General features: G+C 65.7%; 10 protein-coding genes. 8 read left to right on the top strand and 2 right to left on the bottom strand.

What is annotated here, in order from left to right; genetic code table 11:
• Nucleotides 1–72 precede the first annotated feature (72 nt).
• The gene (locus KF886_23800; GenBank protein ID MBX3180385.1) at nucleotides 73–1,065 is read right to left on the bottom strand and encodes a nucleoside hydrolase; all 993 of its coding nucleotides are present in this window, start codon (nucleotides 1,063–1,065) and stop codon (nucleotides 73–75) included.
• A gap of 385 nt (nucleotides 1,066–1,450) precedes the next feature.
• On the opposite strand from KF886_23800, the gene KF886_23795 reads away from it, so the two are divergent.
• The 5 genes from KF886_23795 (at nucleotide 1,451) to hemB (ending at nucleotide 8,577) form a co-directional block, all read left to right on the top strand.
• A complete protein-coding gene (locus KF886_23795) occupies nucleotides 1,451–3,298 on the top strand; it encodes a hypothetical protein (protein ID MBX3180384.1) in 1,848 nt (615 codons plus the stop codon).
• A 432-nt stretch (nucleotides 3,299–3,730) separates the two neighbouring features.
• Nucleotides 3,731–4,585 carry a cytochrome c biogenesis protein CcsA gene (ccsA, locus tag KF886_23790; protein ID MBX3180383.1) on the top strand — a complete coding sequence of 285 codons (855 nt, stop codon included), beginning with the start codon at nucleotides 3,731–3,733 and terminating at the stop codon, nucleotides 4,583–4,585.
• Complete coding sequence (hemA, locus tag KF886_23785; GenBank protein MBX3180382.1) at nucleotides 4,582–5,859, top strand: glutamyl-tRNA reductase; 1,278 nt, start codon at nucleotides 4,582–4,584, stop codon at nucleotides 5,857–5,859. Before ccsA ends, hemA begins: the two co-directional genes overlap by 4 nt.
• The gene (gene hemC / locus KF886_23780) at nucleotides 5,856–7,565 is read left to right on the top strand and encodes a hydroxymethylbilane synthase (GenBank protein ID MBX3180381.1); all 1,710 of its coding nucleotides are present in this window, start codon (nucleotides 5,856–5,858) and stop codon (nucleotides 7,563–7,565) included. Before hemA ends, hemC begins: the two co-directional genes overlap by 4 nt.
• A gap of 22 nt (nucleotides 7,566–7,587) precedes the next feature.
• Entirely contained in the window at nucleotides 7,588–8,577 is a 990-nt protein-coding gene (hemB, locus tag KF886_23775) for a porphobilinogen synthase (GenBank protein MBX3180380.1), read from the top strand.
• A 4-nt stretch (nucleotides 8,578–8,581) separates the two neighbouring features.
• On the opposite strand, the gene KF886_23770 is transcribed toward hemB, so the two are convergent.
• Entirely contained in the window at nucleotides 8,582–9,799 is a 1,218-nt protein-coding gene (locus KF886_23770; protein MBX3180379.1) for a beta-lactamase family protein, read from the bottom strand.
• A gap of 203 nt (nucleotides 9,800–10,002) precedes the next feature.
• Between KF886_23770 and KF886_23765 the strand changes: the two genes are divergently transcribed.
• The 3 genes from KF886_23765 to KF886_23755 all read left to right on the top strand — a co-directional run bounded on the left by KF886_23765 (nucleotide 10,003) and on the right by KF886_23755 (nucleotide 14,443).
• Nucleotides 10,003–11,742 (top strand): thioredoxin family protein, encoded by a 1,740-nt coding sequence (locus KF886_23765; GenBank protein ID MBX3180378.1) that lies wholly within the window; start codon nucleotides 10,003–10,005, stop codon nucleotides 11,740–11,742.
• A gap of 470 nt (nucleotides 11,743–12,212) precedes the next feature.
• Nucleotides 12,213–13,310 (top strand): ketol-acid reductoisomerase, encoded by a 1,098-nt coding sequence (gene ilvC / locus KF886_23760; GenBank protein MBX3180377.1) that lies wholly within the window; start codon nucleotides 12,213–12,215, stop codon nucleotides 13,308–13,310.
• 224 nt (nucleotides 13,311–13,534) lie between these two features.
• Nucleotides 13,535–14,443: a Stp1/IreP family PP2C-type Ser/Thr phosphatase gene (locus KF886_23755; GenBank protein ID MBX3180376.1), complete on the top strand. Its 909-nt coding sequence runs from the start codon at nucleotides 13,535–13,537 to the stop codon at nucleotides 14,441–14,443.

The following is a 14,443-nucleotide window of genomic DNA, read 5'->3' as shown; positions in this document are numbered from 1 at the left end:
CTGCGCCCGTGGGCAAGCCTCGGCGCCGCGCTGTCAGGGGTTGAGGCAGGGCTTCGAGTTGTCGGGGAATACCTACTCCGCGCTCACCGCGAGGACATAGTTCTCCATCCGGTCGTAGAAGTCGGCCATGATGGCCTTCCGGTCGAAGTTCTCCCACAGGACCACCTCGCGCGCGTTGCCGGGGCGCTCCACCCACTTGCGATCGGCGAGTGTGGGGGCGGGAATGCGCCGCGACTCCGCCCAGCCGGGGTTCTTGACGATGGCGACGGCCGCCATATCGAAGAGCGCCCGCGAGGGCGGATCCCCATGGAGCCGGATGTTCTCGAAGAGGTTGAGCGCGTAGTCGCCGAAGGTCGCGAACTCGCCGCCGTGACGCCCCGTGATGGGCGTGTCGATCCGGGGCCCCTTGCCGGGCATGATCTCCCGGACCTCCTGGAGTGTAGCCCGCACGGCGTCCGTACCCGACGGCTCGCCGTAACGGACCGTGACGATCTCGAAGGGGACGTCGGCGTCGAGCAGGTAGTTCATGGCGCCCTCGTCGTTGTTCTGGTTGTATTCGCCGGGCTTCGGGTAGTTGGAGCCGAGCCATACGATGCGCACCTTCGCGGCGATGGCGGGCTCCTTTTCGAGGGCGAGCGCGATGTTCGTGAGCTTGCCGATGGGCAACAGCACCAGCGGCCGGTCGTCGGCGGCCAGGGCGCGCTCGATAATCCGGTCCACCGCCTCATGGCCGTCGAAATCGGGCTGATTCAACGCACCCCGGATTTCTTCAAACGACTTCTCCGCTCCGAGATAGACGCTCACCTTGCCATCCAGCCCGCAGAGCTTCACGACCCGCTCGGCCTCGGCGAAATGCTGATGCACGTCGCCCCCGCCGGACGTCCGGTTCACCGTGATGCCCTCGACCTCGAACACATCGCCGTTGAACAGCAGGTAGGCGATCGCATGCTGGTCGTCCAACTCGTTGTTGGCGTCCGTGTCCAGAAGTACACGGATCTTGCCCTCGGCGGCCGACGCGGGTACGCTGAGACACGCGGCCGAAAAGAGAAGGGCGCCAGCGATCATTGCCACTATCAGGGATACGTTTCTCATCATCAGTTTCCTAGTCAGCTGAAAGGTGCGCGGCCCAATTCGGTCCCATGCAACGTCGCCCGCGCGCGGCGGAAGGCCCATTGAAGCGCGCTCCCGCGCAGCCGAAGCGGATGGGCCATGTCGACGCAGGTCCGCCCGCCGCGCCGATTTGTCGTGGGGCCGGTTCACCAGTGTAACGAAGCTTCGCGAAGGCTGCAAATCCGGGGATGGTTACCGGTTGGGTTAGTTGTCGCTCAAGGCACATGAGCGCGTCTCGTGGCGCTGGTGGCGGACGGGGGCGATGGGCAGCTACCATGGCGTCAGGTTTTGGCCCGGTTCCGGGCGAACGCGCGATCGGCGCACGATAAGGCAGACGGCCATGTTCAGAATGTTGCTACTTCTTTCCGTTTCCGCGTCCGTTGCCGCGTTGGAGCTTCCGGAGCAAGGCGGCCTGGCGGCGCACCGCATGGAACCGGCGGCGTTCGAGGAGGGCCCGGCGGCGCACGCCGTGGATCACTTTGTTGGGCGGCTGCGGCACTGGTCGGAAGAGGCCGGCACGGATGCCCCGTTGCGGATTCTGGTGGGGCGTCTGGACGCGGACGAGCGCCTGGCGCGGCATTTCACGCCGGAGAAGCGCGCGGCGCTAACGCGGGACCTCAAGCCCTTCCAGCGCGAACAGGCCTACGCCATCGCGCGGGTGCGCGAGGGCGAGCGCGACGTGATTCTGGCGGGTGGGCTGACGGAGCGGGGTGTGGCGTACGCCGTGTCCGAACTGGAGACGCGCCTCCGCGTTCGCGCGAATGGCGCGGTCTATCTCGACTTTCCGGAATGGGATGGCGACGGGCCGACAGAGCTTTTTGAATACCCGGCGATTGAAGAACGCGGCGAGTACATCAATATCGGGTACAACATACCGGGGATCACGCCCCATGAATGGAACGTGGCGCGGTGGCGCGATTATATTGACCAGCTCGCCCTGGCGCGGCTGAACCGGCTCTATTTTTATATCTGGGTTGACGCCTACAGCATGAATCCGGCCTCGAAGCTGTCGGAGAAGCCGCTGAACAAGACGCTGCACGAAAACGTTCGGGCGATGATCCCCTATGCCCGAAGCCGGGGGCTGGAGGTGGCGTACATGTTCTGCCCGACGTTCTTCCCACGCGACCTGTGGGACGCGAACCCGGACATCCACGCGGAAATCACTTACGTAGACCACGGTTTTCCGGCCGTCTGCGCCAATGCGCCGGGCGCCTGGGATCTCATGCTGGCCAACGCGCGGAGCGAGATGGAATGGTTCCGCGAGGCGGACGCGATCCAGATCTGGTTTTACGACCCGGGCGGCTGCTGGTGCGAGAAGAACGGCTGCGCCGCCGATCAGCCGGGATCCATCGCCCGCCAGCTCCAGGCCTTCGGCGCGCTCTTCCGGGAGTACAACCCCGAGGCGAAACTGGAGTTTAACCTGTGGCCGGTGTGGGTGTGGGAGGACATAAAAAAGCTGGAATACCGCGACGAAATCGGCGCGCGAATCAAGGCGGATTTCCCGGGCCATTTCAGTTCGATTGCCGCGGTGGGCGGCGATCACCCGCAGTTTTCCTTCCCCATTCGCGAGAAGGCGCTCGGGTTTCGCGCATCCAGTTTTCTGTTTGGCACGAACCCGGAAAGCGGTTACGCCTTTCTCATTCCCAGCCTGCGCTGGACGCCGGAACTTGTCCGCGCGGCCCACGCCGCCGGGCTTGACGGCGCCTTCGGCCACCGCCTGGAGGCGTGGACCCGCCTGCCGGCCACGTGGTTCCTGGGGGCCTTTCTCTGGGACCCCGAGATGCCGCCGGGCGACGCGGTCCGCCGCTGGGCCGGCTGGCAGTGCGGCCGTCCGGAGGCGATCGAAGGGATGGCGGGGATCATTGAAGATCTCGAACGCTACACGGACGGTGGCCCCACCGTGGAGCTCGGCAACGCGATGGGTGCGGCCATTGAGCGGATCTGGCCGGGGCTGCCGCCGGCGGCCCGGGCGGACCTCGAATATTTTCCCGCGATGCTGGAGGGGTTGCGGATTATTGGCGAATCATTGGCGACTGAGGACCCGGCGCGCCTGGCGGAACTGGGTGCGGCGTTTGTGAGCGCGCTGGGAGAATCCTCGGCGCTGGCTCCGCTGGCGGCTCAAGGGACTTCGCTGTTTGATCGCTACCGCGGCCTGCTCAAGCCGGGGTGGAGGCAGGCGCCTTTTTGAGGGACGGGGTGGACGGAGTGGACTGGGTGGACAGAGTGGACGGAGTGGACAGAGTGGACGGAGTGGACGGAGTGGACAGAGTGGACAGAGTGGACGGGGTGGGGTGGTGGCGGGTACAGGCACCCGCGAATTTTGGGTTGTATTGGGCGCTTTCGCGGCTGGGGTGGCGTGTGTCGCGGGAGCCAGTCCCCTTGGTGGCGGGTACAGGCACCCGCGAATTTTGGGTTGTATTGGGCGCTTTCGCGGCTGGGGTTGTATTTGTCGCGGTTGCCAGTCCCCCTGGGGCGTTGGGGCCATGGCAAATGGCGGTGGAAATAGCGTAAACTACGGGGATGATCCGGGGCGTGGCCCGCGCTTGGATCCTGTTCCGCACTTGCGCCGATCCGGCGTGTATTTCCGCGTCGGGGAACCTTGCTTACACTTGGGAAAACCATGAGCAGCGTCGTCTACATCTGCTTTACGATCGGGAACCTGCTGGCCCTCGGCAGCGCGGGCGTGGCGCTTGTTTACCTGCGGGAGAACGCGAACCAGCGCCTGCTGACGGCGGCGTACTGGCTGGCGTGCGGCGCGTTTGTGTCGCTGGCGCTGATGCTTGCCTTGCGGTCGGTCCAGTGGGGGCTGGTGCCGCTGACGACGGCCACGGATTCGATATCGCTGATGACGGTGCTGGCGCTGGGGATTCTCGTGATCCAGATGGGGGTAGACCCGATGCAGCGGGGGCTGCTGTGTTTTCATCTTCCGCTGCTGGGGGTGATCAGCGGGCTGAATCTGGCGACGGGCTTACCGGCGCTGGGCGAGGCTCCGCGCCCGCTGAGTTCGATGCTCCTGATTGTGCATGTGGGCCTGGTGTTCCTGGCGTATGCGCTGCTGGCGCTTGCGGGGGTGAACAGCGTGGCGTATGCGCGGCAGGCCCAGCTGTTGAAGCACCGCAAGACGACGGGACTGTTTCAGAAGTTGCCTTCCCTGGAGCTGCTTGACAAGAACCTTTTCCAGCTTATTCGCATTGGCTATCCGACGTATGTGTTTACGCTGATAGCGGGGGGCTTCTGGGTCTGGTACGAGGGCGACACGCTGAGCCCGACGTGGTGGTTTTCGCCGAAGGTGGGCATGGCGCTGGCGATGCTGTTGTTTTACGCGTTTGCGTACCACGCGCGTTCGGCGGGCCGTTTGCGCGGGCCGAAGCTGGCGCATATTGTGTGTTATGGTACCGCGACCCTGATTGCGCTGTATCTTGTTCTCGCCCTGGCCGGCGTCCTGAACTACAATTTCTATGGAGCGGCGGGATGACGATCGCACTCACCGGACTCAGCCACCATACCTGCCCGGTGGAATTGCGCGAGCGTCTGGCCTTTCCCGAGGAGCAGGTTCCGGAGGCGCTCCGGCGGTTGAAACAGGATCTGGCCGAGGGCGGGGCGGTAATTCTCAACACCTGTAACCGCGTCGAAGTCTACGCCCGGGGAGATGCGCCGCCGGAAAGGATCCACGCGAGAATACGCGAATTCATCGCCGAGTCGCGCGGCGTTCCGGTTTCGGAATTCGCCCCGCACCTCTACGAGCACCACAACCGGGCTGCCGTCGCGCACCTTTTCAAGGTCACGTCGAGCCTCGACAGCCTCGTGGTGGGCGAGGACCAGATCCTGGCGCAGGTGCACGACGCGTATCTGGCGTCGCAGTCCGAAGGGGCGACCGACAAGATCCTGCACGCGCTTTTTCAGCGGGCGTTCAAGGTCGCGAAGGAAATTCGCACCAAGACCAATATCAATGTGGGAAAGGTCTCGGTGTCGTCGGTTGCGGTGGAGCTGGCGGCGTCGATCTTCGGGGATCTCACGAGCAAGAGCGTCATGGTGATCGGTTCAGGGGAGATGGGCCAGCTTGCGTTGAAGTGCCTGGTGGAAAAGGGCGTCGGCAGGGTACTGGTCGCCAACCGGACGCTGGCCACGGCGGAGAGCTTGGCGGAGAACTACCGCGGGGAGCCCATCGCGCTCTCCCACCTGGACGCGCACCTGCACCGGGCCGATATCGTGATTACCTCCACGTCCGCCGAGACGCCGGTCCTCGGCGTGAAGGATTTCGAGCACGCGCTGAAGCTGCGCAACAACGCGCCGATGTTCGTGATCGATATTGCCGTGCCGCGGGACGTGGACCGCGCGGTCACCACGTTGGACAACGTCTACTGCTACGATATGGATGATCTGGAGTCGGTGGCGGCGCAGAACCTCGAATCCCGGCGCGCGGAGCTTTCCAAGTGCCTGGAGATGGTCGAGCGGCAGGTGGACCGCTTCATCGACTGGCGCCAGAGCCTGTACGCCGAGCCGACGATTAAATCAATGACGCAGGAGCTGCACGCGATCCGCGAGCGGGAACTGGCCAAGACGCTGGGGAGCCTGCCGGACCTGACCGATCAGGAGCGGGATGAGATCGAGTACCTGACAAAACGGATTGTAAACAACATATTGCAGCGCCCGATGACGCAGATAAAGCAGGAGGTGGTGCACGAAGACCCGCACCGCGTCCTGCACCTGGTCAAGCGCTTGTTCGGATTGGAGGAACGCACGGGATGACCCGCGTCGTAATTGGATCGCGCGGCAGCGATCTTGCTCTGAATCAGGCCCACCACGTCGCCGCGCTGTTGCGCGCGGCCGAGCCGGAGGTGGAGGTGGCCGTCGAAATCATCTCGACGAAGGGGGACCGCATCACCGATGTTCCCCTGTCCCAGGTGGGCGGCAAGGGCATTTTCACCAAGGAACTCGAAGTCGCGCTGCTCGACAAGTCGATCGATCTGGCCGTGCACAGCCTGAAGGACCTGCCGACCGAATTGCCCGGCGGCCTCATGCTCGCGGCAATCACCGAACGCGAGGACCCCGCCGACGCCTTCATCAGCGCGAGCGGGTGCGCCCTGCTGGACTTGCCCCGGGGCGCGAAAGTAGGCACATCGAGCACGCGCCGCCAGGTCCAGCTCAAGGCGCTGCGCCCCGACCTGGATCTCGTGGATTTGCGCGGGAACGTGCCCACGCGCCTGAAGAAGCTCCATGACGAGGGGCTGGACGCGATCATTCTGGCCGCGGCGGGGCTCAATCGCCTCGGGCTGTCCGAGCACATCACAGCGACGATCCCGCCCGAACACATGCTTTCGGCCGTGGGCCAGGGCGCGCTGGGCATCGAAATTCGTGAGGACGATGCACCGTTGCGGGCCTTGCTCGAGCGCATCCACCATCCGGAGACGGCGGCGGCGGCCACGGCGGAGCGGGCATTGCTCGCGGCCATCGGCGGCGGTTGCCAGGTTCCCCTGGGGGCCCTGGCCACGGTGCGGGACAAGATGCTTCACCTTCAGGCTTGCGCGTGCAGCCCCGACGGCAGCCAGGTGGTGCGCGCGGCGCAATCCGGGCCGGTGGGCGATCCCGAGGGCCTGGGCCGCGCGGTCGCGGGGGCTCTGATTGAAGCGGGAGCCTCGGCCTTCGTCAAGCAGGTCGCGCTCGACGCGTGGAAACCGCGCCAGCCCCTGGCGGGGATGTCCATCGCGGTAACGCGCGCGTCGAACCAGGCGAGTGTGCTTTCGGACGAACTGACGGCGCTCGGCGCGCGGGTGATTGACTTTCCGACGATCGAAATCCGCGGGTGTGTTCCGGAAGCGCCGATTGAGGGCGAGGGCGCCTGGGACTGGATCATTTTCACGAGCGCGAACGCCGTGGAGCATTTCGTGGCCGCGCTCGAACGCGAAGGCCGGCGCCTGGCCGAATTCCGCGCCGCCGCCTTCTGCGCGATTGGCCCGGCGACCGCCGCCGCACTTCGGGCGCACCAGGTTCCCATCACGCTCACACCCGAGCAGTACATCGCCGAGTCCATTCTGGAGGGCCTCAAGCGCCTGGAGAACGGCCTGGCGGGCAAGCGTTTCCTGATGCCGCGCGGCAACCTGGCGCGGCCCATGCTGCCGGACGCCCTGCGCGAGGCCGGCGCGGAAGTGGCCGAAGTGGTGGTCTACGAAACGCTGATGCCCGAAATACCCGCCGGGGCCGCCGACACGCTGTTGGAAGCGCGCCCGGACTGGGTCGTGTTCACCAGCTCGTCGACCGCGCGCAATTTCTCGAAGGCCCTGGGGCCGGATCGGGTCGCGGCGCTGTCCGCGCATGCCCGCTTTGCCTCCATAGGGCCGATGACCACCGCCGCCGCCGAAGAATGCGGCATGCCCGTTTCGGTGGAGCCGGAGCGCCATGAAATCCCCGGGCTTATCCATGCCCTGATCGATGCAACGGCGGCGAGCGCCCACTGAGAAGCCCCGCCAGGAGACAACCATGTTCCCGATGACCCGCATGCGCCGGCTCCGCCGCAACGAGACCTTCCGCCGGATGGTTCGCGAGACCGAGCTTAGCGTTTCCGACTTGATTCTGCCGCTCTTCGTCCGCCCCGGAAGCGGCGTGCGCAACCCGATCGCCTCCATGCCCGGTCAGCACCAGCTTTCGGTCGATACCCTCGTGGAGGAGGCGAAGGCAATCCGTGATCTGGGAATTCCCGCGATTATTCTCTTTGGCATTCCCAAGCTGAAGGATGCGCTGGGATCCCAGGCCTACGCGAGCGACGCCATCGTGTGCCGCGCGGTAGAGGCGGTGAAGAAGGCGTGTCCCGAGCTGTGCGTCATTACGGATGTCTGCATGTGCGAGTACACCGATCACGGCCACTGCGGGGCTATCCAGGAGAATCGCGACGGCAAGCCCGACGTGGACAACGACCAGACCCTGGAGCTGCTCGTGCGCGAGGCCCTGGCCCACGCCGAGGCCGGCGCGGACATGGTCGCGCCGTCCGACATGATGGACGGGCGCGTCGGCGAAATTCGGATGGCGTTGGACGACGAAGGCTTTAACGACATCCCCGTGATGGCCTACAGCGCCAAATTCGCCTCGGCCTTCTACGGGCCGTTCCGGGACGCCGCGGAATCGCCGCCCAGCTTCGGCGATCGGCGGTCGTACCAGATGGACCCGGCGAACCTGAACGAGGCGATGCGCGAGATCGAACTGGACATCGACGAGGGCGCGGACATCGTGATGGTAAAGCCCGCGCTGCCCTACCTGGACGTGATCCGCTGGGCCGCCGACAATTTCGACCTCCCGATTGCGGCGTACAACGTCTCCGGCGAATACGCGATGATCAAGGCGGCCGGAGCGAACGGCTGGATCGACGAGAAGAAGGCCGCGATGGAGTCGTTGCTGGCGATCAAGCGCGCGGGCGCCAAGCTCATCCTCACGTATTGGGCGCGGGACGCCGCGCGCTGGCTCGCGGAAGGCTGAGCGGCTACGCGATGAGCGCCGCCTGCAGCCGGTTGCTCACCTCGCGCCGGATACGTGTCGATTCCGCCGCGTCCTTCAGCTTGGCGGTCATAAGGAACACGAACGCGAGATCCCGGGCCGGATCGCCGACGCCGAACACCGTGTCGACGCCCGCGTGCCCGAAGAGGGTCGGGGACGTTCCGTCGCCGAAGCCGAACCAGGGTCCGCCGTCGCAGCGGGGGGCTGTTCCGCGAACGAGCCATCCGATGCCCCACGGTTCGTGGGCGGGCGCCTGGCCGGCGGCGACGGCCTCTGCAATCTGATCGGCGTACTGCACAGTAAGCAGTTCCCCGCACGTTTCCGGCTGGAGCAGCACGCGGCCGTTCCAGGTCCCGCCCTGCACGATCATTTGCAGGAGGCGCAGCATGTCCTCGGGCGTCCCGAACACGCCGCCGGCGGGATGCGCGCCGATCCCGTTTTTGCCGGGCGCGATGGACTCAAAGTAGCCGGGCGCCACGGCCACCGGGCCGCGGTCCGGGTCGGGCGCGAAGGTGAAGCGCGCGCCGATGGGATCGAAGAGGCGCTCCCGGCAGATCGTCTCCCAGGGTCGGCGATCCGAAACGCGCCGGATGATCTCGGCGACAAGGAACATGCCGGAAAGGCCGTGGTAGCCGGTGCGTTCGCCGGGCTTCCAGATGGCCTCCGCCACGCAGAGTTGGGCCAGGTAGGCGTTCCACTGTTCCTCCGTCTCCACCGGGCCGTGGCTCTCGCCGGGGATGCCCGCCGCGTGGGTCAGCAGATGCCGCACCGTCGTCCCGTCCTTCCCGCCGCCGGTGTACTCGGGAATGTACCGGGACACGGGCGCGTCGAAATCGATCAGGCCGTCCTGCTTCACCAGGGCCGCGACCGTGCCGGCGATGCCCTTGGAAAAGGAGAACAGCGGGTGCGCCGCCGCGGCCGAGACCGGGTTGTCCGCGCCATTGGCGTCCCGGTACGTACCGGCATAATGTTCGGCGAAGATCCCGCCGTGGCGCGCCGCGACCAGTATGGCGCCCGGCATGGATCCCGCCGCGATTTCGGCGTCGATAAAGGCCAGGAGGGCCGCGATCTTCTCGGGATCGACTCCCTCGTCCGCCGGATCGACGCGCGGAAAGGCCGACTCGGCGCCCCGGGCGGGCAGGGCTGCGGCGATTGCGGCGAGCGATAGTGATTTCAGGGCGTGTCTGCGGGTAAGTTGGGACATGGGGGATCTCCTCGCGCCATCCGCGGCGAAGGGGCATCATAGCAGACGGGGCGGGGGCCGTTTGACATGTTCCCCGGCGGGGGGCGAATATATCGCAAGCTTCGACAGGGGGGCCGCCGGTTGGAAGCGGCCCTTCCCGATCTTCGCTTTGTCACCCGCACAGGCGCCTTGCCGCGCCTTTCCCGATAGGAGTGTAACCCCCCATGGTACACGCGTTCCGCCTCTTTCATGTTCTTATCGCTATTGCCGCCCTGCTGGCGGTTTCGCCGGTCGCGGCCCAGGGGCCCGAGGTCAAGTACAGCTTCGCGCCCGAAACGACCGAGGCCGCGCCGGGGTCCACGTTCCGGGCCGCGATCCAGTTCACCCTGAACGAGGGCTTCCACGTCAATTCCCACACGCCGCTGGAGTCGTTCTACATTCCGACCGTGGTGGAGATCGCCGCCGAGAACGGGTTCTCCGCGCAGCAGGTCGTCTACCCGGAGCACGTGCTGTTTAACCTGGAGGGCGAAGAGCTGGCGGTATATGAGCATGCCTTCAATATCGGGCTTGTGATTGAGGTCGGCGCGGATGTGGCGCCGGGCGAGTACACGTTGAAGGGCACGTTCCGCTACCAGGCCTGCGACGACAAGATGTGCTTCCCGCCCGACACGCTGGAACTGGCGCTGCCGGTTACGGTGGGTCCGGGCGGCGCGCCGCAGCATGCGGACGTCATCGCGTCGATCACGTGGTCCGAGGCGGGGAGCGAATCGGCGGCCCCGGCTTTGGACACCGAGGGCGGTTCGGATGCGGCGGCTCCCGGGCCGGTTGCGGCGTCGGGCGACTGGAAGGCGCTTTCGGATCAATTTGAGGTGGTTGCGGTGGCCGGCTACGAGGGCGTCGGGCCTTTCCTGGCGTTTCTCGACGCGGGCCTGGCGGGTGAGGCCGCGCCCGGGGCGCAGGGCGGCTTCGCGGGCAAGAGCTGGGGCCTGATCCTTTTTCTGATTGTGGCGGGCGGGCTGGCGCTGAACCTGACGCCGTGCGTGTTGCCGTTGATACCGGTGAACGTGGCGATCATCGGCGCGGGCGCGCGTGCGGGATCGCGCAGCCGCGGTTTCGCGCTTGGCGGGGCCTATGGGGCGGGCATCGCGCTGGTGTACGGCCTGCTCGGGCTGGCGGTCATGCTGAGCTTCGCGACCGCCTTCGGGACGATTAACGCCAACCCCTGGTTCAACGGGCTGATCGCCGCGCTGTTTGTGGTTCTCGGCCTGGCGATGTTCGATGTGATCCAGATCGACTTCACCAAGTTCCAGGCGAAACTCGGCGTGCGTAAGAACGAGAACGGCAGCTTCGCGATAGCCATTTTCATGGGATGCGTCTCCGCGCTGCTTGCGGGGGCGTGTGTGGCGCCGGTGGTTATCTCCACGATCCTCTTCGCGCAGGACAGCTACAGCCAGGGGAATACACTGGCGCTCGCGCTCCCGTTTCTGCTGGGGGTGGGCATGGCGCTTCCGTGGCCCTTTGTGGGCGCGGGGCTTTCCGTACTGCCGAAACCGGGCATGTGGATGGTGCGGGTCAAGCAGGCGTTCGGGGTCTTTATCATCGCGTTCGCCATCTATTACGGCTACCAGGCGTGGACGCTCATGCGCGTGCAGGCGCCGGTTGCGGGTGAAGTGAAGGAAGGGTGGCATACGAGCCTCGAAGGCGGGCTGGCCGAAGCGCTGGAAAGCGGCAAGCCGGTGTTTCTCGATTTCTGGGCGACGTGGTGCAAGAACTGCCTGGTGATGGACGACACGACGCTGAAGGATCCGGCGGTGGTGGAGAAGTTGGAGTCGTTCGTGAAGATCAAGTACCAGGCGGAACAGCCGAAGACTTCGCCGACCAAAGAGATCATGGAGTACTACGATGTGATCGGGATGCCGGCGTACCTGGTGCTTCAGCCGAAGGCGCGAAACGCGGGGGGCTGAATTGGGTTGGGGCGGCGTGGACGGAGTGGACCCGCCTTCGGCGGGCAGGCCCGTGGACAGAGTGGACGGAGTGGACGGAGTGGACGGAGTGGACCCGCCTTCGGCGGGCAGGCCCGTGGACAGAGTGGACAGAGCGGACCCGCCTTCGGCGGGCAGGCCCGTGGACAGAGTGGACAGAGCGGACCCGCCTTCGGCGGGCAGGCCCGTGGACAGAGGGGGTAGAGGGGGCGTGTTGTGGGCGCCGCTTTTCCGGGGGAAATCGTCTTTTCGGTGGGCGCACGGGCCAACGTCTTGATTCCAAGACGGTTACGCACTACAATATGCGGGTTGTGCGCATTGAAGTGGATACTGTTGCGGGCGCGTGCAGCGTGGACCCGGCCCGCGCCATCACACGGCCCGGCGCCAGCCGCTCGCTGCAATCCCCAACGTTCCGGGGCGGGCCCGGTTCTCTCACAATCTGGAGGTATGACATGTTAATCGATTTTGGCGGGGTGAAGGAAGACGTCGTAACGCGCAAAGAGTTTACGATGGCCAAGGCCAAGAAGGTCCTGAAGGGCGAGACCATCGCGGTAATCGGCTACGGCGTCCAGGGACCGGCCCAGGCCCTCAACATGCGCGACAACGGCTTCAATGTGATTGTGGGCCTGCGCGAGGGATCGAAGGAGAGCTGGAAGCGCGCGCAGAAAGACGGCTGGAAGAAGGGCGAGAATCTTTTCACGACCGAAGAGGCGCTGGAGCGCGCAACGGTTATCCAGTACCTGGTGTCGGACGCGGCGCAGAAAGCCTACTGGCCCACGCTGAAGAAGCACCTGAAGACGGGCGACGCCCTGTACTTCTCCCACGGCTTCTCGATCACGTACAAAGAGCATACCAAGGTCATCCCGCCGGCGGACGTGGACGTGATCATGGTGGCCCCGAAGGGTTCGGGCACCTCGGTGCGCCGCAACTACCTGGCGGGCGTGGGGATTAATTCCAGCTACGCGGTCTTCCAGGACGCGACCGGGCGCGCGACGGAGCGCTGCCTGGCGCTCGGGATCGCGCTGGGCTCGGGCTACCTGTTCCCGACGACCTTCGAGAGCGAAGTCTACAGCGACCTCACGGGCGAGCGCGGCATCCTGATGGGCGCGCTGGCGGGCGTGATGGAGGCGCAGTATGAAGTGCTCCGAAAGAACGGCCACAGCCCGGCGGAAGCCTTCAACGAGACGGTCGAAGAGCTCACCCAGAGCCTGATCCGCCTGGTGGACGAGAACGGCATGGACTGGATGTTCGCGAACTGCTCGGCGACGGCGCAGCGCGGCGCGCTGGACTGGGCCCCGAAGTTCAAGAAGGCGACGCTGCCGGTGTTCAAGGAACTCTACAAGCGCGTGAAGAACGGCGAGGAGTGCAAGCGGGTTCTTCGCGCGACGGGCGGCAAGGACTACAAGGAAAAGCTGGACCAGGAACTGACCGAACTGCGCAACAGCGAGATGTGGCGCGCCGGCGCGGCGTCGCGTTCGCTTCGCCCGAACGTGCCCGAAGCACAGCGCATCAAGTCGACGGCGGGCGTGGCCGGCCGCGGCAAGAACTGATACGGATCACACCACGCGGGCCGGGCAACCTGGCGGTTGCCCGGCCCCACCTTTTTTGCTTTAATATCGGCAGTTATGCGATGCTGCGGGACGACGCGCAACGCAGACCACGGAGGCTGCCATGGGCACCGAAGTTAGACCGGTTGTACGAGAGCGGGCCGGCGCAGTGTTCGCACCCGCCGCGCATTTCGCCACCACCCGGCAATCCCGGAGGTAGCCGCCCGTTGAACGACTTAATCCCAGGCGCGGTGGCCGGCCCGGCGGACGGAAAGAATTTCGAGGCGTCGTGGTTCGGCGGCTATCTTCAGGCCCAGATGCTGACGGATGTGGGCCTGAAGCGCCAGAAGAACGAGGACTCGTGCCTTATCTGCGCGCCGAAGGACACAGCCCTGTCAGACGCGCGGGGCCTTTTTTTCTCAGTGGCGGACGGGATGGGGGGGGCGAGCGCGGGGGAGTACGCAAGCCGGATGTCGCTTCGCGCGATGCACCACGCGTACTACACTGGACCCGAGGCGGCCATCCCCGAAGCGCTGCGGGACGCGCTTGAGGAAGCGAACCAGCACGTTTTTGAGGAGGCGGAGGTAAACCCGGACTACGCCGGCATGGGGACGACGGTTTCGGCGGTATTGGTGTTCGGGTGCTGGGCGTACATTGCCCAGGTGGGGGACAGCCGGGTCTATCTGCTCCGGGACGGGGCGGGCATCCACCAGATCACGGACGACCACTCGCTGGTTGCGGAGCAGGTTCGCAACGGGGTCATCAGCGAGGAGGAAGCGGAGAACAGTTCCTTCAAGAACCTGATCACCCGCGCGGTGGGGATCAAGCCCGACGTGGAGGTTGATCTTTTTGCGGTTCGGCTCCGCCTGGGGGATACCCTGCTGATCTGTTCCGATGGCCTTTCAAACATGGTTCCCAACCGTGAAATCGCGTCGTGCCTTTCCGATAGCGACCTCAAGCAGGGCACGCGTAACGTGGTCGAATTGGCCCTGGAAAACGGGGGGACCGACAACGTGACCGCGGTGACGATCCGTGTGACGGGCAATCCGCCGCACAGCCCGCTGCAACCCGGCGCGCGCGAGATTACCGTGGCGGGCGGGAGTTTTCTCCAGCGGTTGCTCGCCTGGTTCCGGTAG

The sequence above is a fragment of the Candidatus Hydrogenedentota bacterium genome (genome assembly GCA_019637335.1).
In the GTDB taxonomy this organism is placed as follows: Bacteria; Hydrogenedentota; Hydrogenedentia; order Hydrogenedentales; family JAEUWI01; genus JAEUWI01.
The sequence above is the reverse complement of the archived record's forward strand: the minus strand, read 5'-3'. Positions and strand labels throughout refer to the sequence as shown.

What these genes read in the sequence shown, in the direction of transcription:
- KF886_23800 (MBX3180385.1), bottom strand. Translation starts at nt 1,065, where the DNA reads ATGATCGCTGGCGCCCTTCTCTTTTCGGCCGCGTGTCTCAGCGTACCC.
- KF886_23795 (MBX3180384.1), top strand. Translation starts at nt 1,451, where the DNA reads ATGTTCAGAATGTTGCTACTTCTTTCCGTTTCCGCGTCCGTTGCCGCG.
- ccsA (MBX3180383.1), top strand. Translation starts at nt 3,731, where the DNA reads ATGAGCAGCGTCGTCTACATCTGCTTTACGATCGGGAACCTGCTGGCC.
- hemA (MBX3180382.1), top strand. Translation starts at nt 4,582, where the DNA reads ATGACGATCGCACTCACCGGACTCAGCCACCATACCTGCCCGGTGGAA.
- hemC (MBX3180381.1), top strand. Translation starts at nt 5,856, where the DNA reads ATGACCCGCGTCGTAATTGGATCGCGCGGCAGCGATCTTGCTCTGAAT.
- hemB (MBX3180380.1), top strand. Translation starts at nt 7,588, where the DNA reads ATGTTCCCGATGACCCGCATGCGCCGGCTCCGCCGCAACGAGACCTTC.
- KF886_23770 (MBX3180379.1), bottom strand. Translation starts at nt 9,799, where the DNA reads ATGTCCCAACTTACCCGCAGACACGCCCTGAAATCACTATCGCTCGCC.
- KF886_23765 (MBX3180378.1), top strand. Translation starts at nt 10,003, where the DNA reads ATGGTACACGCGTTCCGCCTCTTTCATGTTCTTATCGCTATTGCCGCC.
- ilvC (MBX3180377.1), top strand. Translation starts at nt 12,213, where the DNA reads ATGTTAATCGATTTTGGCGGGGTGAAGGAAGACGTCGTAACGCGCAAA.